The following is an 18629-nucleotide window of genomic DNA, read 5'->3' on the forward strand; positions in this document are numbered from 1 at the left end:
TTACCTCATCAGTGCGTACATCACAATATTTACACTAAATCTTGTGTTGTCTATTTTATAGAAGCGCTTGTTGCGAAAGTCATAGTCCCATTCGCAGCCGTAGTCTTTGTTGCTATAGAGTACTCCGATTTTTCCGTTGATCTCAATGGCTTTCAGGTAATCGTGAACGATATCGTCACCCCATCCATTCAGTTCCTGCGATGTAGTTGGCGGCCCATCAAATTTAAAGAACATGGAATATATAGGATGGTTGTTCGGTATCTTCTTCAGGGCATTGGCACCGAAAATCACCTCCATTTGTGATTCGAACGACTTGGCAAAAAGTCCGTCAATGTCATGATTGCAATCGTCTACAAATACGAAGCCTCCATTGCGTACATATTTTTCAAAGTTGGTGCGTTCGGCTGCCGTAAATTCCACCAGCTTGTGGCCACTCAGGTAACAGAAGGGACAACTGAAAATCTTGTCGCTGCCCAGCGGTATAATATTTTCTTGTGTATCTACCTTCAGCGTTGTATACTCGATCAGCGAGTTCAACACATTAACCGGCATACGCTGGTCTACATCCCAGTCACCGGATTCATACTGGAGCCGTGTAAAGAAAAACCTGGGAGCCGCGTACATATATAGTCTAGCGCAAGTTGCTGTTTTTTACCGAATGATAAAGTAAAAATTATTTAAGTGGATTACGGTAACGAATGCTGAAACGCTGAAATGAAAAGTCCCTCTGTAACGAGGGACTGCCATTTCGGTTATTTACCCTATATCAGATTGCATCGGATAAACTCGTGAATGTAAAGTCACGAATTTTAAGCGGTGGTATAAGATAACTGTTGTTCGATTCTACGCTCACAGTACGCTCTGTTTTACCCAGTTCTTCCAGGTTGTTGAGCATTATGATCGGGCTTTCGTTAAAGCGAAAGTTCTTGATCGGGTATTGAATCTTTCCATTCTCAATATAGAATGTTCCATCGCGGGTTAACCCGGTTAGTAACAGCGTCTGCGGATCAACATCGCGTATATACCAAAGGCGCGTTACCAGTATACCTTTCTTCGTACCGGCGATCAGGTCTTGCAACGATTTGGTTCCGCCTTCCATAATAAAGCTGTCGGGGGCCGGTATAGCTTTTACATTTTTCTTTAGCGCCCAATAACGGGAATATGAAAAGTTCTTTACCACACCTTTTTCGATCCAGTTTGTCTTTTCGTGCGGGCGACCATCGTTATTCCAAGTACTGGTAGGAAGTTCAGGATTCAATGGATCAGAATATATAGTGACGCGCTCATCCATCAGCTTTTCACCGAGGCGTGTTTGTCCGCCGGCTTTGCTAAACGAGCTGCGTCCTTCATCGGCCTGGCGTGCATCGAGGTCGAATAAAATTCTTTCCAACAATACAGCGGCGGCCGCAGGTTCAAGTATCACGGTATATTTACCGGGCTCGATCGCTTTGGCATTTGTCGACTTCATACTCTTTTGTGCAGCAATCTCGGTAGCGGCTTTTGTATCCAGCTTGCTGATGTCGTTATAACCTCGCGTAGCATAACCGGATCCGGTGCCATCGGCAGTGCGCACGGTTACGGAAAAGTTTACATCCGTAGACGTATTATAGGCGAACAATCCTTTCGAGTTCATCATGGCTGAGAACCCTCTGCTGTCTTCCAGGAAACCTGCTGCAACCAGCTTGTTATCTTTCGATACCTGCAGGCTTTGTGCTACGGCATCGGTGCGTTGCTTGGGTGTGATAGCTGCTGTGGCGGGAACAAACATGATGGATTCTGTATACTTCTGAGGCTCCAGAAAGGATACAAACTCCGGGTTCTCCGGAGCGAGCCGCGCAAGTTCTTCCGCACGCCTCACTACTTTTTCAAGCGAAGCATCGTCAAATTCGTTGATGGTGGCGGTGCCCAGTTTTTTGCCGTAGGCAGAAGATACTACCAGGGTAGTCTCACTTACATTTCCGCTGGTAGATACAGCATTGCGTGCATACCGGATGTTACCACTGTCGCTGCCGGAAATATTTACTTCGCATTCATCTGCTGTGGAATAGCTCAGTACTTTCTTCAGTAAAGCCTGTGCTTCATCTTTTGTAAGTATAGGCATAGTATTATCCGATATTTCTTGATGTATTGATTACGTTCACTCCTTTGAAATGCGCCGTGGAAGATCCGTGCGACACTGCGCTTGATTGCGTAGGCTGGCCTTTGCCGTCAAAGAATGAGCCTCCCAAGCGGAAGTCTGATTCATCGGCTATACCTGCACAGGAGTTCCAAAACTCCTTTGTGTTGGCCTGATAGGCAACATCTTTGAGCATGCCGGTAATTTTGCCGTTTTTGATTTCATAGAAAAGCTGTCCGCCAAACTGGAAGTTATAGCGTTGCTGATCGATGGAGAAAGAACCATCGCCAATGATATATATACCTTTCTCTACATTTTTGATCAGGTCATCAACACTCTTCTTTTCCTTGCCTGCTGCCAATGAAACATTCGGCATACGCTGGAATTGAACGCTGCTCCAGCTATCGGCATAGCAGCAGCCTTGCGAAGCCTTGAGCCCGATGATGTGTGCCTGGTCGCGTATAGCCTGGTAATTTACCAGTATACCATCCTTCACCAGGTCCCAACGGCCGCATTGCACACCCTCGTCATCATAACCAACCGCACCGAGTGAGCCTACCTGTTGTTTATCAGCAAACAGGTTTACAAGCTTGCTGCCGAAGTTGAAATTTTTTGATTGCCATTTATCCAAGGTGAGGAAGCTGGTTCCTGCAAAGTTGGCTTCATAGCCGAGCACGCGATCAAGCTCTGTCGGGTGTCCTACCGATTCGTGTATCGTGAGCCACAAGTGAGAAGGATCGAGGATGAGATCATATTTACCGGCTTCTACAGATTTGGCTTTCAGCTTTTCGCCTGCCTGCAGGGCACCGGCACGCGCATCTTCCAGCATATCATAGCGGCCTTTGTATAGGGTGGTTGGCCCTTTGATTTTATCCTGCGGACGCGCACTGAGGTATTCATAGCCCATGCCCATCGGTGCGCTTAGGGCGTTACGTGTTTCAAATTTACCGGTAGCAGCATCGATCTTCGTGATGAAGAATGTAGGCCAGATGCGATGTATATCCTGGTCGATATAGGAACCATCGGTAGAAGCAAAGTACTTCTGCTCATTTACCATGAACAGGAATGAATTGATAAAATTAGCGCCTCCTTTTATAGCCGCATCGTTTACACTCAACAGTAAATCTACTTTTTCTTTCACCGGTACTTCGAACGAATTTTTTTCGATCGGCGCTTTCCAGCTTACTTCGCCATAGCCTTTCTGCGGAACAAGTTGTACCGGCTCGGTAAGCAGGCGTGAATTTTCTTTGGCGATAGCCACGGCCAGCTCTGCTGTTTTCGCGATGCTGTCTTTGTCGAGTTTATCCGTAGCGGCAAAGCCCCAGCCACCATTGGCGATCACGCGTATACCCATACCATACGATTCAGTGTTGACAGTGTTCTCTACCTTGTCTTCACGTGTGATCAGGAACTGGTTGAGATAGCGCCCCAGGCGTACATCCGTATAAGTGGCGCCTTTGCTGCGTGCAGCATTGAGCGCTACATCCGCCATCTGTTTTTTCTGGACTACATCTATAGTCTCCAGCGCCCGTTCGGGAGGAATGGCTTTCCCGAAAGACGGAATCCCTGCGAGCACTGCAGCCGAAGCCCCCATGCCTGCCAGTTGAATAAAATCTCTTCGTTTCATAAAAATTATATAAGGTTAGTTGGGAATAGCTGCTAGCCGCAAGCTTCTAGTTGCTAGACGAGTGGGAGTGAGGTGTAGTGTGTATTTCTTCTGTCCGATAGATATCGGGATGTGTGAAACAAAAAGAGGCTGCTGGGTATTGCAGCCTCCTGTATATTTCCAATATATACTACACTGCGTCAGACAAGCTGCTGAAGGTGAAGTCGCGGATCTTCATGTACGGTATATATAATGCGGTGCCGCCTTCGCTTGTGACAGCACGTTTCTGCTGGCCTAGGGTTTCCAAATTGTTCAGCATAATGATAGGGCTTTCGTTAAAGCGGAAATTCTTGATCGGATGTTTGATTTTTCCGTTCTCGATATAGAAAGTTCCATCACGCGTTAAACCAGTATATAACAAAGTTTGCGGGTCAACCGGACGTATATACCAGAAGCGTGTAACGAGTACACCTTTCTTCGTATCCTTGATCATGTCTTCCAGTGAAGCATTGCCGCCATCCATGATCGCATTGCCGGGAAAAGGCACAGGTTCTACATTTTTCTGCGAAGCCCAGTAACGATCGTAGATCAGGTTGGCTACCGTACCATTACGGATCAGGTCCATCTTTTTGCGTGCCAGTCCATCGCCCGTCCAGGGTGAAGCTGGTACTTCTTCGTGCCACGGATCGGTATATATATTTACTCTTTCGTCAACCAGTTTTTCGCCGAGCTTGGTGCCTCCGCCTTTTTTGGATAAAAAGCTTCGGCCTTCATCCGCCTGGCGTGCGTTCATGTTCAGCATCAGGCGAATCAAATCTGCGCCGGCTGAAGGCTCCAGGATAACGGTATATTTACCTGGCTCTATTGCTTTGGCATTGCGCGACATCAACGATTTGTCGATTGCGATCTTCGATACATCTGCAGCATTGAGCTTGCTTACATCGTTGAGATCAGCAGCAGCCCAACCGGAACCTGTTCCATCGTTGGTGCGCATGGTAACGGTAAAATCCACATTGGTAGATTTGTTATAGGCAAACAGACCTTTGCTCGTCATCATGGCAGAAAAACCACGACTGTCTTCGAGGTAGCCGGCAGCCGTTATCTCTTTGGCAGCCGCCGGATTTATACTGTCGGCTGCAGCCTGTGCACGATATTCAGGTGTGATCTTCGCTGTAGCATCTGAAAATGTTTTAGACTCAGGGCCGTAGTTTTGCTGTGGCAGTGGCTCCATGAACTCCGGATTTTCCGGTGCGAGTTTGGCAAGCTCTTCAGCACGTCTCACTACTTTTTCAAGTGATGCATCATCAAACTCGTTGATGGTAGCGGAACCTGATTTCTTGCCAAAGTATGATTGCACGCCAAGCACAATGTTGCTGTTCTCGCCGGCAGTAGAAACGCTGTTACGTGCATAGCGGATGTTGCCACGGTCGTTGCCATTCAGGCTCACGGTGCAACCATCTGCTTTGGAGAAACTGATCACCTTCTCCAGTATCTTCTTAGCTTCTTCTTTTGAAAGGATGGCCATGTATTTGCTAGTTTAGTTTAGGTTTGAATGATTATATAGTGCGCCCGGTATTTATCACATTTATACCATTAAAGCGTGATGTAGCAGAGCCATGTGATACCGCATTTGACTGGCTGGGTTGTCCTTTACCATCGTTAAAGGCACCGTTCAATCTATAGTCGCGCTCATCGCATATCTGCACGCACGAATTCCAGAACTCCTGCGAGTTGGCCTGGTACGCTACATCTTTGAGCATACCGGTAATTTTACCGCCTTTGATCTCGAAGAACAATACACCGCCAAACTGGAAGTTGTAGCGTTGCTGATCGATGGAGAAAGAACCGTCTTTCACGATATATATACCTTTATCAACATTTGAAATCATCTGCTGCGGCGTTACCTGCTCTTTGCCGGGTTGCAGCGAAATGTTGGCCATGCGCTGGAACTGCACATCGCTCCAGCTTTGCGAGTAACAGCAACCATGCGATTCTTTCTGATCGATAATGTTTACCTGGTCGCGTATTGCCTGGTAGTTCACGAGCACACCATCTTTAATGATCTCCCATGATTTACATTTGATGCCTTCATCATCATAACCTACTGCACCGAGTGAACCCACCTGTGTTTTATCGGCCATGAAGTTTACAATCTTGCTGGCTGCATTGAATTTACCAGACTTCCATTTGTCGAGGGTGAGGTAGCTGGTGCCGGCATAGTTTGCTTCATAGCCGAGTACGCGATCGAGCTCCGTTGGGTGCCCTACAGATTCATGTATCGTCAACCACATGTGTGATGGTTCCAATACCAGATCATATTTACCGGGCTCTACTGACTTGGCTGCAATGATCTGCTTAGCTTGTTCAGCTGCCATGCCTGCATCTTCTACAATGTCGTACGATTTGTTGTAGAGTATAATTCCACCGGGGCCTTCGATCTTGTCTTCAGCGCGGGCATCGAGGTATTCGTAACCCATGCCTACCGGTGCACTAAAGGCTGCACGGTTCTTGAACTGACCCGATGCACGATCGATCATTGTTACGGTAAAGCTTGGCCATGTGCGATGTATATCCTGGTCAATATAGGAACCTTCGGTGGAGGCAAAATATTTCTGCTCGTTCACCAGAAACATTAAACTGTTCACGAAGCTGGCACCTTTTTCAAGAGCTTTGGCATTTGCGTTCATCAACAGATCTACTTTGTCTTTTACGGGTACTTCAAAGCCGTTTTTCTTGATTGGTGTTTTCCAACTTACTTCACCATACGGCGTGGCGGGGGCAAGCTTTACCGGTTCTTTCTGAAATTTGGAATTAGCTTTCGCGATTACGGCAGCACGCTCGGCAGCTTTCCTGATGCCATCGGGTGTTACGCTGTTGCTGGCGGCAAATCCCCAGGTGCCATTCACGATCACGCGTATACCCACACCAAACGATTCGGTGTTTACGATGTTCTGTACTTTCTTCTCGCGGGTAACTACGAATTGGTTCAGGTAGCGCCCGATACGAACATCAGCATACGTAGCACCGTGCGACTTCGCCGTGTTCAATGCTATATCTGCCAACTGTTTTTTCTGACTCACATCCATGATGGGCTCCAGCATGCGGGCCGGGTCCACCGGATTCGAGAACGCGGATATCGGCAGCAGCATAGCGCCAGCGCCCATTCCGGCCAGTTGCATAAAGTCTCTTCGCTTCATGAGGTATAGGTTTAGGTTAAATGGTTCTGCCGGTGTTGATCACGTTCACACCATTGAAGCGTGTAGTGGCACTTCCGTGCGATACCGCACTTACCTGCGAAGGTTGCCCTTTGCCATCGAAGAAAGAACCGAAGAGCCTGTAATCTTTTTCATCGCAGATCTTCGCGCAGCTGTTCCAGAACTCCTGCGTGTTGGATTGATAGGCTACATCGTTGAGCATGCCAGTTATCTGGCCGTTCTTGATTTCGTAGAACACGGTGCCGCCAAATTGAAAATTATAGCGCTGCTGGTCGATGGAGAAAGAGCCGCGGCCCGCTATATATATACCTTTCTCAACGTCTTTGATCATCTGTGCCGGACTGTATGGTTCTTTGCCTGGTGCCAGCGATATATTCGGCATGCGCTGAAACTGTACATCGCTCCAGCTCTGCGAATAGCAGCAGCCGTGCGATTCGTCCTGACCGATGATGTGCGCCTGGTCGCGTATAGCTTGTACATTTACAAAGATACCATCCTTGATGATGTCCCAGCGTTTTGTTTTTACGCCTTCGTCATCATAGCCTACCGCACCGAGTGAACCGGGTTGTGTTTTATCGGCAAAGATGTTTACGAGGTTGCTTCCGTATTTGAAAGTGCCCGACTTCAGTTTGTCGAGTGTAGCGAAGCTGGTGCCGGCATAGTTGGCTTCATAACCCAGTATACGATCGAGCTCGGTGGGGTGGCCCACCGATTCGTGAATAGTAAGGCCGAGGTGATTCGGCTCGAGCACGAGATCATATTTACCCGGTTCAACCGATTTAGCCGAGGTGATCATCTCTTTCGCCTGTTTGGCAGCGATGGCGGCATCTTCCACCATATCGTAACTATTACGGTATAGCATGGTGCCACCTATACCGTTTACTTTGTCTTCTGCTTTTGGTAACATATACTCGTAGCCGAGGCCCATCGGTGCGCTGAGTGCATCGCGTGTCTTGAATTTACCCGAGGCACGATCTACAGCCGATACGGTAAATGTGGGCCAGATGCGATGTATATCCTGTTCTATATAGGAGCCTTCAGTAGAGGCAAAATATTTTTGCTCGTTGATCTGGAATAGATTCGAGTTTACAAAGCTGGCACCATTCTGTAATGCCGCTGCATTCGCTTTCAACAATAAATCTGTTTTTTCGGATACAGGCACTTCAAATGCATTCTTCTGTATCGGAGTCTTCCACGATACTTCGCCGTAACCTTTTACCGGTGCGAGCTTTACCGGCTCTTTCTGAAATTTAGCGTTTGCTTTTGCAATGGCTACAGCTTGCAAGGTAGCTTTTTTTATACCTTCTGCAGTTACCACATGCGTGGCCGCAAATCCCCAGGTGCCATTGGCGATTACGCGTATACCGACACCGAACGATTCGGTGTTCACAAGATTCTGCACCTTGTTTTCGCGTGTTGTAATAAATTGATTGAGATAGCGCCCGATGCGGATATCGGCATAGGTGGCACCAGCGCTTTTAGCTGCATTTAAGGCTACATCGGCCAGTTGTTTTTTTTGCGATGTATCCAGGGGAGAATCCAGCAATGCCTCTACCGGAACCGGATTACCCAGCGAAGAGAAAGGCAAGAGCATACCGCCAATACCTAACCCGGCGAGTTGAACAAAGTCTCGTCTTTTCAAGGTTATCAGAGTTAAGGTTAAAAGTTATTCGGCTAGTAAGTTATCTAAAAACGAAAAAAGGATACCATTTTTGGTATCCTTTGCTATTAGTTTATGTGAGTGGTATTCGTACCCGATATATATCATTTTGTCTCCCGCTGCATAGGGGAGTAAATATTTAGCTCCCTACTGCGGAATTTAGATGGTGGATCATTTATTTGATCACCGAGAAATCGAACGATGTTTCGAGGAACTTCGTGGTAAATTTACCGGATCGGAATGTAGGGTTGTCCATCAACGCGAGATGGAAGGGTATAGTTGTTTTTACACCTTCGATCACAAACTCGCTCAGGGCACGCTTCATCCGTGTGATAACTTCCTCACGTGATTGTCCGCTCACAATAAGTTTAGCGATCATGCTATCGTAGTTCGGAGGTATAGTATAGCCCGCATATACGTGGCTGTCTACACGCACTCCGTGACCACCGGGTAAGTGTAAATTCAGAATTTTACCGGGTGAAGGACGGAAACCGTTTGCCGGATCTTCGGCATTGATACGGCACTCCATCGCATACAGATTCGGGAAATAGTTGGTACCTGAGATGGGTACACCGGCAGCCGACTTAATCTGTTCTTTGATCAGATCGTAGTCCGTTACTTCTTCAGTAATCGGGTGTTCTACCTGTATACGTGTGTTCATCTCCATGAAGTAGAAGTTGCCATGCTTGTCAACCAGGAACTCGATGGTACCCGCTCCTTCATAGTTGATTGCTTTTGCGCCTTTTATAGCGGCTTCGCCCATGCGCTCGCGCAGCTCCTGGCTTACGATAGGAGAGGGCGTTTCTTCCACCAGCTTCTGATGTCTGCGCTGAATCGAGCAGTCGCGCTCTGACAAGTGACATACTTTACCGTATTGGTCGCCCATCACCTGTATTTCAATGTGACGAGGTTCTTCAACAAATTTCTCCAGGTACAGGCCATCGTTGCCAAAGGCAGCACCGGCTTCACGCTTGGCGTCATCCCATGCTTTCTTGAACTCCGACTCATCGTTGATGATGCGCATACCTTTACCACCACCTCCGGCTGTTGCTTTTACAATTACCGGATAGCCTATTTCTTTTGCCAGGCTGATACCTTCCTCTATAGAAGAGAGCAGTCCGTCAGAACCTGGTATAGTAGGTACACCGGCTTTCTTCATGGTATCTTTCGCTGTAGACTTATCGCCCATGGCGTTGATCATGGCCGGTGTGGGGCCAATGAATTTTATACCGTACTCGTGGCATATAGCAGAGAACTCTGCGCGCTCAGACAAAAATCCATAGCCCGGGTGTATGGCATCGGCATTGGTTATCTCGGCAGCGGAGATAATGCGCGGTATATTCAGGTAAGAGTCTTTGCTGGGAGCATCACCAATACATACGGCTTCATCCGCAAAGCGTACGTGCAGGCTTTCGCGATCGGCAGTAGAGTATACTGCTACGGTCTTAATATCCATCTCCTTGCAGGTACGGATAACGCGCAGCGCAATCTCTCCGCGATTCGCTATTAATATTTTCTTAAACATAAGTTTATCTCGTTCAAAGGTTGAAAGTGTAAGGTTCAAGGTATAGGGCTATGCATATACATGCATGGCCTCAGACCTTGAACCTTACTATGTTTAGATTCAATTAATCGGGTTCTACAACAAACAGTACCTGATCGTATTCCACCGGTGAAGAGTTTTCTACCATGGCTTTTACGATTGTACCCGATACTTCTGACTCAATCTCATTGAAGAGTTTCATCGCTTCAATGATACATACAGTCTGGCCTTTGGAAACTTTATCGCCTACCGATACAAAGGCAGGAGAATCCGGATTAGCCGAGCGATAGAATGTACCGATCATAGGTGATTTGATCTCTACCATCTTCTTGCCAGCGGCAGGGGCTGTTTCTGCAGTAGCTTTTGGTTGTTGCACTGGTGTGGCAACCGGAGTTTGCGCTACCGGTGCAGTAGCCTGTGCTACCGGAGCTGTAGCCGTAATAACCGGGCTTGATTTGAATACCTTTTGATCGGGCTCACGCTTAACGTGAAGCTTCAATTCTTTTGTCTCGATGTCCACCTCGTTCAAACCTGACTTGGAGATGAAATCGATAAGGTCTCTGATTTCGGATGTTTTCATTTCGGCTTGGGTTGATGATCCTGTTTCAGCCGCAGGTTTTGAAAGCTTGGTTTCCTTTTTAGCGGATGTTTTGGATGCTGGAGTTTTGCTCATGATCCTTCGTTTATTCTTTTACACGTTCGATATAGTCACCAGTGCGTGTGTCAATCTTGATCTTGTCACCGGTATTTACAAAAAGTGGTACACGTACTTCTGCACCGTTTTCCAGGGTAGCAGGTTTTAGTGTACGGGTAGCAGTATCGCCCTGCATGCCAGGTTCCGTATACTGTATTTCCATCACAACATGCTGAGGAGCTTCGGCTGTTATAGCGCTTTCTCCATTCTCGAATGCGATCAGCAGGGTTACGCCTTCTTTGATATAGTTTACAGACTCGCCCAGTAAGTTTTTGTCCAGGTATATCTGGTCGAACGTTTCGTTGTCCATACACACCAGGCTATCGCCATCGGAATAGAGGTATTGATATTCTTTCGTTTCAACCCGCAGGATCTCTACTTCATCACCAGGACGAAAACGGTTTTCTGCTACTTTACCATTGCGAACGTTACGCATTTTGATTTGGTAAAATGCACGCAGGTTTCCAGGAGTGCGGTGTTGTAATTCTTCCACCTGCACTACTTCACCGTTGTAGCGCATGAAGTTTCCTTTACTCAGATCGGATACGGTTGCCATAAATTTAGGTCATTAAGTTACAAATCAATTAAACAATTACAAGTTGGGGTATTGGCGCTAACCGTTACACGTTAATCGTTATCCGTTACAGGTAAATACGGTTAATGCGTAACAGTTAACGATTAACTATTGTATGCCCATTTCAGGTATACAGCTCCCCAGGTAAATCCTCCTCCAAAAGCAGCGAGAATCAGGTTGTCGCCTTTCTTCAGTTGCTTTTCATAATCCCACAAGAGAAGGGGAATTGTGCCACCGGTAGTGTTACCATAGCGCTCAATGTTCATCATTACTTTATCTTCCGTAATGCCTACGCGTTGCGCGGTAGCATCTATAATGCGTTTGTTTGCCTGGTGCGGAACCAGCCATGCTATATTTTCAGAGGTCAGATGATTGCGCGTTGCTATTTGTGCTGCAACATCTGCCATGTTGGTAACAGCAAATTTAAATACTGCAGAACCCTCCTGATATACATAGTGCAGACGCTTGTCTACTGTTTCCTGAGAAGCTGGCATGCGGCTTCCACCCGCTTTCATGTGCAGGTATGTTTCACCTGCACCATCACTTCGGAGTATCGAATCGATTACGCCTGCATCTTCTGTGGTAGGCTCCAACAGCACACAGCCTGCACCATCGCCGAAAATGATGCAGGTAGTACGGTCGGTATAGTCCATAATCGCCGACATCTTATCGCCACCGATCACTACTACTTTTTTATACATGCCCGACTGGATGAAGCTTGCGCCTGTAGTAAGGCCGTAAATAAAGCCGGAACATGCAGCGCCCATATCAAAGCTGAAGGCGTTCGTTGCACCTACTGCGGTGGCTACAATGTTAGCCGTAGCAGGAAAAGTCATATCGGCTGTTACCGTAGCGAAGATGATACAGTCGATCTCTTTGGGATCGATCTTCGTTTTGGCCAGCATATCTTTTACAGCTGCAATGCCCAATACAGACACACCCTGGTTTTCACCTTTTAAAATCCTTCTTTCTTTAATGCCGGTCCGCGAGGTGATCCATTCATCACTCGTATCCACCATGGTTTCGAGTTCCTGGTTGGTGAGAATGTAGTCGGGCACATATCCTCCGACTCCGGTAATGGCAGCTCTGATATTAGTCATACAAATTTTTTATTCGCTCGGGTTGTCATTTCTGGCAACCAATAAAAAAGAAAAAGCCCGATGTACGGGTACATCGAGCAGTGTTTTTTGATTAGGCAATCTCTTTCGAGATAATCATAAGGTGATTGTCTTTCCCGAAGGTGTAACAAACCACACGTTCAGCAAGCTGAATGTTTTCGAGTGCAGACGCGTTCATGCAATTACGCCAGAACTTCTTTTTCCATCACCACTCTACCATGGAAGTAAAGTTTACCTTCATGCCAGAAGGCGCGGTGCGGCAAATGATTTTCTCCGGTTGTAGGGCACACTGCCAATTGCTTAGCGGTAGCTTTATAATGCGTTCTTCTTTTATCTCTCCGGGTTTTCGAGGTTTTTCGTTTCGGATTCGGCATAGTCTAAACTGTTTATTTTAATTTCTTCAAAATGTTCCAGCGGGGGTCGATCGCATCTTCGTCATCGTTATCTCCGCTTTTCTTATCATCAGCAGAGGTATATACGATCTTGCCTTCTGTATCTTCGTCATCCTCTTCGTTCTCAGCTTCCTGAAACCTGGGATGTAATTTTTTTATCGGTATAGCCAGCGCAATAAATTCATATATATACTGGCCGAGTTCGAGTGTGGCGGTATCGCGGTGGATCATCACAATCTCATCGCTCATCTCTTCATTCACATCCCCGAACTTGAAAACAATCTGATGATGGCTGTCAATCGGGAAATCGAAAGGCTCCAGGCTTCTGTCGCAAACCAGGTCTGCCTTTCCTTGAATTGTAAAATCCGCTTCAATGAACGTTTCGTGCTTATTGAGTGCAATATTGACATGGAAAGAACCTTGCGAAACGAGGTCAGTTCCAAATTCCCTGAAAAACGATTCACCCAAATCATACTTGAAGTGATGAACTTTGTTGCTCAGGCCGATAATATTTACACCGTAAGCCCCCACAATCTTGCCCCGAAGGGCTTTTAAAATTAGTCGGCAAATTTAGGAGAATTAATGAAATTCTACACCAATGCGTGCAGAATTTGCGCAAACGCATGTTTAAAGGCCCCTGAACAGGGCAGATAACGACTTTGGAATCAGGAAGAAAGAACTGTAAAATGCCTGTAGGGCCAAATTAAATGTATTCGTGGATGGCAATGTCTTTAAATTCCTCCCGCGATTTCTTGCCATAGTTTTCTACAAAAAAGTCGATTATCCCTTTCTTGAAGCCCAGCTTAATGGCTATGTTCTTGGTAAAAATAATCTCACTTTCAAAAACATTCTGATCTATAAACACCAGCTCGATGCTTGACATCAGGTATTCAAATTTCTGATCAAGCGAAAGCGCGCCAAGCGAGTCGATTGGCTCGGGGTTGCGGATCAGCTCATTTACCTCCTCTTCGGGAAACTTGCGTTCCCGGGCGATCTTGAAAATGAGTTCCCGCTCGATCTTGGCAAAGTGCTTATCGGCTTCTGCAAGTTGAATAAGTATATTCAGTTGCTTTTTAGTGACAATATCCATTTCAACCAATACTTGAATACCAAATATAACCATTAATAAAAACTAACGGTATCTCTCCAGTCCAGTGGTAAAAATGGCCTACCTAAGTAAGGTTATTTTTCTGTGGACGGTTCAGAGCGGTGTTTGAAAATATCGTGAGCACGATAAATAGCTTCGCGCAACGAGGTTTCGCTTGCCTGATTTTTACCGGCCAGGGTATATCCGGTACCATGATCAGGCGAAGTGCGCACAATAGACAGCCCCGCGGTGAAATTTATGCCTTCGTCAAACGCAATAGACTTGAAAGGTATAAGTCCCTGGTCGTGATACATGGCCAGCACGGCATCATACTTGGCGTACTGTCCTGTGCCGAAAAATCCATCGGCAGGGAAAGGCCCATATATCAGCTTGCCCTTATTTTTCTGATCGGCTATAACCGGCTTGATGATCAGCTCTTCTTCTTTGCCAATCAGTCCGCCATCGCCGGCATGCGGGTTCAGGCCCAGCACGGCAATCTTGGGTTTTGCAATTCCAAAGTCTTTGCGCAGCGACTGTTCGATGAGGCGCAGCTTGGCTTCAATCTTTTCTTTTGAAATAGACGAGGCCACGTCTTTTACTGGTATATGTTCGGTAACAATACCAATGCGCAGCTTATCGCTTACCATAAACATGAGACTTTCGCCAGCACCAAAGTACTCGGTAAGAAACTCGGTATGCCCCTTGAAAGGGAACTCCTCGCTGTGAATAGAAAGCTTGTCGATCGGGGCCGTCACCAGCGCATCGATCAATCCTTCCTTTAATTCTTCACATGCCTGCTTCAGCGCAACGAGTGCAGCCTTACCTGTTTCTTTCGATGCTTTGCCTGGCGTGATTTCCACAGCATCTTCCCAGCTATTCACCACGTTGATCGTCTTGGGAGCAAACTGCCCTTTGGTGCGCACTTGCGAATAGTTAAATTCTTCTATGTTCAGTTGCTTCTTGTAGAAAGACAGCGCGCGGGTTGACCCATAGATAACGGGTGTAATCATACCCAACAGGCGATTATCGGCTAAAGCTTTGATCACTACTTCCGGCCCAACGCCGTTGATGTCGCCCAATGTAATGCCAATGCGAGGTTTGTGTGCAGGAGTCATGTATATAAAATTCAATTCTTTGCGATTTAGTAAATTAAGTCGGAAAGTCCGAAAGCGAAGCGGAGGGAGTCGGGAAGTAGAAGAGTCCGGAAGTCGTAAAGACGGGGAGGAGCGATGGGCGGGATGGGAGATTACAGTATTGGAAGATTGAAAAATTGGAAGATTGGAAAATTAGAAAATTGTAAGATTAATAAGATTGGAAGATTATAAGATTTGAAAATTGATAAGATTGAGATGGGCTGTATATTATGTGCTATTCTTAAATGGTAAGCCAGTATCTGTAAATATATACCGGCTGACTTTTAGCGAAGCCAATTTTTTAATCTTCCAATCTTCCAATCCCTGTCTTTCCCGACTTCCGGACTCTCTGACTTTCCGACTCTCCTCCTTTTCATGTACTTTTAGCCCTTCATGGAAAAGTCATTAGGTAAAGTAAGGCCGAAGAAGTCGTTGGGGCAACACTTCCTGCACGATCAAAATACTGCGCGCAGAATTGTGGAGTCGCTGACAACGCCTGAGAACGATACAACACCCGTGCTCGAGATCGGCCCGGGTATGGGCGTGCTCACACAATACATGGTGACTAATAACAAGCTTGAACTGAAGGTAGTAGAGATAGACCGAGACTCAGTAAAGTATCTGCATTCACATTATCCATCGCTTAGCGCTAACATCATTGAAGGCGATTTCCTGGAGATGGATTTGCAAAGAGTTTTCGGTGCACCGTTCTCCATCATCGGTAATTTTCCCTATAACATTTCGTCACAGATATTTTTTAAGGTGCTGGAGCATCGCGACCAGGTAAACCAGGTGGTGTGTATGCTGCAGAAAGAAGTAGCGGAACGCATTGCCGAAAAGGAAGGAAGCAAGACGTATGGTATATTAAGCGTGTTGCTGCAGGCATACTATAATATTCAATATCTGTTTAAGGTGCCGCCCGGAGCGTTTACTCCGCCTCCCAAAGTAATGTCGGCAGTGATTCGGCTGGAGCGTAATGCTACTGCGAAGCTTGCCTGCGATGAGAAACTTTTTGTGAAGGTGGTGAAGCAGGGGTTTAACAACCGGCGAAAGACTTTGCGTAATGCATTAAAGCCACTCGATCTGCCGGCCGACATAGCTGCACTTGAAATAATGGATAAGCGGGCGGAACAGCTATCGGTGGAACAGTTTGTTCATCTCACACAATTAATCGAGAAAGGTCGTGGAGGAGCAGGCACTGGAATTTGAGTTGACGAAAGAATTTCGCGATCGCTTTCAGCAGGCGCTGGATGAGCATGACGATCTGTTTATACGCAACATATTGCAGGATGTGAAGCCCGCAGATATAGCTTCGCTGTTTGTTGAGTTTACAACAGAAGAATCCAAGTATTTCCTGGACTTGCTGCCAACCGAAGTACAATCGGAAGTGCTGCGTGACCTGGACTCTGAAACCCGGAAAAAATACCTCAAGCTTCACGAGCCGCATACCATCGCGTTGCTGCTGAATCAGTTGTTGTCGGATGATACCGCCGATATACTTCATGAGTTGCCGGTAAAAGAGCGTGAAGAAGTACTGGTTGACCTTGACCCCGAGCTTCGCTTGCAGGTAACGGAATTGCTTCGCTATGAAGAGAATGTTGCCGGTGGTTTGATGGCGAAAGAATTAATTCGTGCCCACGTGAACTGGACGGTGGTGCAGTGCATTGAAGAAATTCGAAAGCAGGCAGAGAACGTATCGAAGTTTTACCAGGTATATGTGGTAGACGATCATGATAAATTGTTGGGGCGTTTGGCTTTACAGGATCTGATTCTTTCAGACGCTCGTAAAATCGTGGCCGATATATATGAACAGGACATCGTTTCGGTAGAGACTTATATGGAAGACTGGGAGGTGGCCGAAATCATGAAGAAGTATGAACTTGTTTCGGTGCCGGTGGTAAATGTACAGGGCTTCCTGGTGGGCCGCATCACCATTGATGATGTGGTGGATGTTATTACCGAACAGGCCGAAGAAGAACGCCAGATGATGGCCGGTATCAGCGAGAGTGTTGAAGAAGACGATAGTATATGGCGCAATACACGCGCACGTTTGCCCTGGCTGCTCATCGGTATATTGGGTGGATTAATGAACGCCAAGTTTATGGGATTGTTTGAAGCCGAGCTGATGCGCGTTACGGCCATTGCTTTCTTTACGCCACTCATTCAGGCAACCGGTGGCAATGTAGGTATACAGTCATCATCACTCATTGTACAAAGTCTGGCTAATCCTGATTTCGTTGATGAAGGTTTATGGAAGCGTCTGATCAAAGTTCTTTTTGTTGCATTACTAAATGGTTTATTTCTGTCGGTGTTGGTATGGTGCGCCAATGTTTTGTTGTTTCAGGAGTATACATTATCGCTGATCGTATCGATTGCTTTATTTAGCGTGGTACTGTTTGCTTCATTTATAGGAACCATTACACCGCTTATATTGAATCGCTTTGGATTTAATCCTGCGCTTGCAGCCGGTCCGTTTATAACCACAACCAACGATCTGCTGGGGCTTACACTCTATTTTTTCACTGTTCATTTAATGCTCTGATGACATCTCCTACTTGTTTGATTATTGATTCGATGCACGAAAGCCTGTTCCCTATGTTGACCGCAATCGGCTGGGAAGCAGTGTCGCTGCCAACAATTACGCGTGATGAAATAAAAACAAAACATCATGGTTTTGATGGTTTGATCGTTCGCAGTAAAACAACAATCGACCGCGATCTGCTGGGTGAAAATCCTACTATAAAATTTGTGGCGCGTGCCGGTGCAGGTATCGACAATCTCGATGTTGAGTATCTGCATGAAAAGGGTATACAGATATTGCATGCCTCAGAAGGTAATCGCGATGCGGTGGGTGAGTATACTGTGGGTGCACTGTTGAGCCTGATGCGAAATATACCCCATGCTGACCACCAAGTGAGGGAGGGTATATGGGAAAGAGAGGGTAACCGTGGTGAAGAGCTGATGGGTAAAACCGTGGGCATAATTGGGTATGGCAACATGGGTAATGCATTTGCCAGGCGTTTGGCGGGCTTTGCATGTAATGTTTTGGCATACGATAAGTATAAATCAGGATTTTCGGATGCGTACTGCAAAGAGGCCGGCATGGAAGAGCTGTTTGTTGAAACGGATATTCTAAGCTTGCATATACCACTTACCAACGAAACCAGGAAACTGATAACATTGGATTACCTTAAACGATTTAACAAGAAAATTATAGTGGTAAATACGGCGCGCGGTGAAATTGTTTCACTTGCAGATATGGCACAGGCTGTGCAGCAAGGGCAGGTGCGCGGAGCAGTGCTCGATGTGCTGGAAAATGAAAAACTTAAAACTTTTACGGTTGAACAACAGCAGGCTTTTAATATACTTCGCGAAAAAACAAATGTAATATTCACCCCTCATATTGCAGGGTGGACATTTGAATCGCACGTGAAAATTAATGTAGCTTTGACGGATAAAATCAAAGCGCTCGAATTGACGCGTTGATTTTT

Annotated in this window: 18 protein-coding genes; 4 read left to right on the top strand and 14 right to left on the bottom strand. The window is 46.4% G+C overall.

Features of this window, described 5'->3' with window-relative positions; translation table 11 throughout:
- From V7Q33_RS07725 to pdxA, 14 genes are all read right to left on the bottom strand, one after another.
- Entirely contained in the window at positions 1-624 is a 624-nt protein-coding gene (locus V7Q33_RS07725; RefSeq protein WP_331981056.1) for a DUF4159 domain-containing protein, read from the bottom strand.
- Between the two features lie 142 nt (positions 625-766).
- Entirely contained in the window at positions 767-2101 is a 1335-nt protein-coding gene (locus tag V7Q33_RS07730; protein WP_331980409.1) for a TldD/PmbA family protein, read from the bottom strand.
- Between the two features lie 4 nt (positions 2102-2105).
- Positions 2106-3743 (bottom strand): TldD/PmbA family protein, encoded by a 1638-nt coding sequence (locus V7Q33_RS07735; RefSeq protein WP_331980411.1) that lies wholly within the window; start codon positions 3741-3743, stop codon positions 2106-2108.
- 169 nt (positions 3744-3912) lie between these two features.
- Complete coding sequence (locus V7Q33_RS07740) at positions 3913-5247, bottom strand: TldD/PmbA family protein (protein WP_333819464.1); 1335 nt, start codon at positions 5245-5247, stop codon at positions 3913-3915.
- Between the two features lie 31 nt (positions 5248-5278).
- Positions 5279-6919, bottom strand: coding sequence for a TldD/PmbA family protein (locus V7Q33_RS07745; protein WP_333819465.1), 1641 nt, complete (start codon positions 6917-6919; stop codon positions 5279-5281).
- Positions 6920-6935: 16 nt separating this feature from the next.
- Positions 6936-8579 (bottom strand): TldD/PmbA family protein, encoded by a 1644-nt coding sequence (locus V7Q33_RS07750; RefSeq protein ID WP_333819466.1) that lies wholly within the window; start codon positions 8577-8579, stop codon positions 6936-6938.
- A 193-nt stretch (positions 8580-8772) separates the two neighbouring features.
- Complete coding sequence (gene accC / locus V7Q33_RS07755; RefSeq protein ID WP_331980418.1) at positions 8773-10122, bottom strand: acetyl-CoA carboxylase biotin carboxylase subunit; 1350 nt, start codon at positions 10120-10122, stop codon at positions 8773-8775.
- A 103-nt stretch (positions 10123-10225) separates the two neighbouring features.
- Positions 10226-10720, bottom strand: a complete 495-nt coding sequence (gene accB, locus V7Q33_RS07760; protein ID WP_331980440.1) for an acetyl-CoA carboxylase biotin carboxyl carrier protein — start codon at positions 10718-10720, stop codon at positions 10226-10228.
- Positions 10721-10823: 103 nt separating this feature from the next.
- Positions 10824-11390: an elongation factor P gene (gene efp / locus V7Q33_RS07765; protein WP_331980420.1), complete on the bottom strand. Its 567-nt coding sequence runs from the start codon at positions 11388-11390 to the stop codon at positions 10824-10826.
- 122 nt (positions 11391-11512) lie between these two features.
- Positions 11513-12508, bottom strand: coding sequence for a beta-ketoacyl-ACP synthase III (locus tag V7Q33_RS07770; protein WP_333819467.1), 996 nt, complete (start codon positions 12506-12508; stop codon positions 11513-11515).
- Between the two features lie 200 nt (positions 12509-12708).
- On the bottom strand, positions 12709-12900 hold the full coding sequence (gene rpmF, locus V7Q33_RS07775) for a 50S ribosomal protein L32 (RefSeq protein ID WP_331980424.1): 192 nt from the start codon (positions 12898-12900) through the stop codon (positions 12709-12711).
- Positions 12901-12912: 12 nt separating this feature from the next.
- The gene (locus V7Q33_RS07780) at positions 12913-13449 is read right to left on the bottom strand and encodes a YceD family protein (RefSeq protein ID WP_331980426.1); all 537 of its coding nucleotides are present in this window, start codon (positions 13447-13449) and stop codon (positions 12913-12915) included.
- A 172-nt stretch (positions 13450-13621) separates the two neighbouring features.
- Positions 13622-14008, bottom strand: a complete 387-nt coding sequence (locus V7Q33_RS07785; protein ID WP_331980428.1) for a TerB family tellurite resistance protein — start codon at positions 14006-14008, stop codon at positions 13622-13624.
- A gap of 92 nt (positions 14009-14100) precedes the next feature.
- Positions 14101-15135 carry a 4-hydroxythreonine-4-phosphate dehydrogenase PdxA gene (pdxA, locus tag V7Q33_RS07790; RefSeq protein ID WP_333819468.1) on the bottom strand — a complete coding sequence of 345 codons (1035 nt, stop codon included), beginning with the start codon at positions 15133-15135 and terminating at the stop codon, positions 14101-14103.
- A gap of 4 nt (positions 15136-15139) precedes the next feature.
- Here pdxA and V7Q33_RS07795 point away from each other — a divergent pair, with 4 nt between their 5' ends.
- The 4 genes from V7Q33_RS07795 to V7Q33_RS07810 all read left to right on the top strand — a co-directional run bounded on the left by V7Q33_RS07795 (position 15140) and on the right by V7Q33_RS07810 (position 18624).
- Positions 15140-15271, top strand: a complete 132-nt coding sequence (locus V7Q33_RS07795; protein WP_331980432.1) for a hypothetical protein — start codon at positions 15140-15142, stop codon at positions 15269-15271.
- Between the two features lie 260 nt (positions 15272-15531).
- Positions 15532-16347 carry a 16S rRNA (adenine(1518)-N(6)/adenine(1519)-N(6))-dimethyltransferase RsmA gene (rsmA, locus tag V7Q33_RS07800; protein WP_333819469.1) on the top strand — a complete coding sequence of 272 codons (816 nt, stop codon included), beginning with the start codon at positions 15532-15534 and terminating at the stop codon, positions 16345-16347.
- Complete coding sequence (mgtE, locus tag V7Q33_RS07805) at positions 16322-17680, top strand: magnesium transporter (protein ID WP_331980436.1); 1359 nt, start codon at positions 16322-16324, stop codon at positions 17678-17680. The genes rsmA and mgtE overlap by 26 nt, the downstream gene beginning before the upstream one ends.
- Complete coding sequence (locus V7Q33_RS07810) at positions 17680-18624, top strand: NAD(P)-dependent oxidoreductase (RefSeq protein WP_333819472.1); 945 nt, start codon at positions 17680-17682, stop codon at positions 18622-18624. Before mgtE ends, V7Q33_RS07810 begins: the two co-directional genes overlap by 1 nt.
- Positions 18625-18629: the final 5 nt, after the last annotated feature.

Origin of the sequence: Ohtaekwangia sp., from assembly GCF_036786105.1 — a bacterium.
GTDB lineage: Bacteria > Bacteroidota > Bacteroidia > Cytophagales > Cyclobacteriaceae > Ohtaekwangia.

Excerpts from the sequence above, each read along its gene's own strand:
- V7Q33_RS07725 (WP_331981056.1), bottom strand. The coding sequence starts at position 624 with ATGTACGCGGCTCCCAGGTTTTTCTTTACACGGCTCCAGTATGAATCC.
- V7Q33_RS07730 (WP_331980409.1), bottom strand. The coding sequence starts at position 2,101 with ATGCCTATACTTACAAAAGATGAAGCACAGGCTTTACTGAAGAAAGTA.
- V7Q33_RS07735 (WP_331980411.1), bottom strand. The coding sequence starts at position 3,743 with ATGAAACGAAGAGATTTTATTCAACTGGCAGGCATGGGGGCTTCGGCT.
- V7Q33_RS07740 (WP_333819464.1), bottom strand. The coding sequence starts at position 5,247 with ATGGCCATCCTTTCAAAAGAAGAAGCTAAGAAGATACTGGAGAAGGTG.
- V7Q33_RS07745 (WP_333819465.1), bottom strand. The coding sequence starts at position 6,919 with ATGAAGCGAAGAGACTTTATGCAACTGGCCGGAATGGGCGCTGGCGCT.
- accC (WP_331980418.1), bottom strand. The coding sequence starts at position 10,122 with ATGTTTAAGAAAATATTAATAGCGAATCGCGGAGAGATTGCGCTGCGC.
- accB (WP_331980440.1), bottom strand. The coding sequence starts at position 10,720 with ATGAAAACATCCGAAATCAGAGACCTTATCGATTTCATCTCCAAGTCA.
- efp (WP_331980420.1), bottom strand. The coding sequence starts at position 11,390 with ATGGCAACCGTATCCGATCTGAGTAAAGGAAACTTCATGCGCTACAAC.
- V7Q33_RS07770 (WP_333819467.1), bottom strand. The coding sequence starts at position 12,508 with ATGACTAATATCAGAGCTGCCATTACCGGAGTCGGAGGATATGTGCCC.
- rpmF (WP_331980424.1), bottom strand. The coding sequence starts at position 12,900 with ATGCCGAATCCGAAACGAAAAACCTCGAAAACCCGGAGAGATAAAAGA.
- V7Q33_RS07785 (WP_331980428.1), bottom strand. The coding sequence starts at position 14,008 with ATGGATATTGTCACTAAAAAGCAACTGAATATACTTATTCAACTTGCA.
- rsmA (WP_333819469.1), top strand. The coding sequence starts at position 15,532 with ATGGAAAAGTCATTAGGTAAAGTAAGGCCGAAGAAGTCGTTGGGGCAA.
- V7Q33_RS07810 (WP_333819472.1), top strand. The coding sequence starts at position 17,680 with ATGACATCTCCTACTTGTTTGATTATTGATTCGATGCACGAAAGCCTG.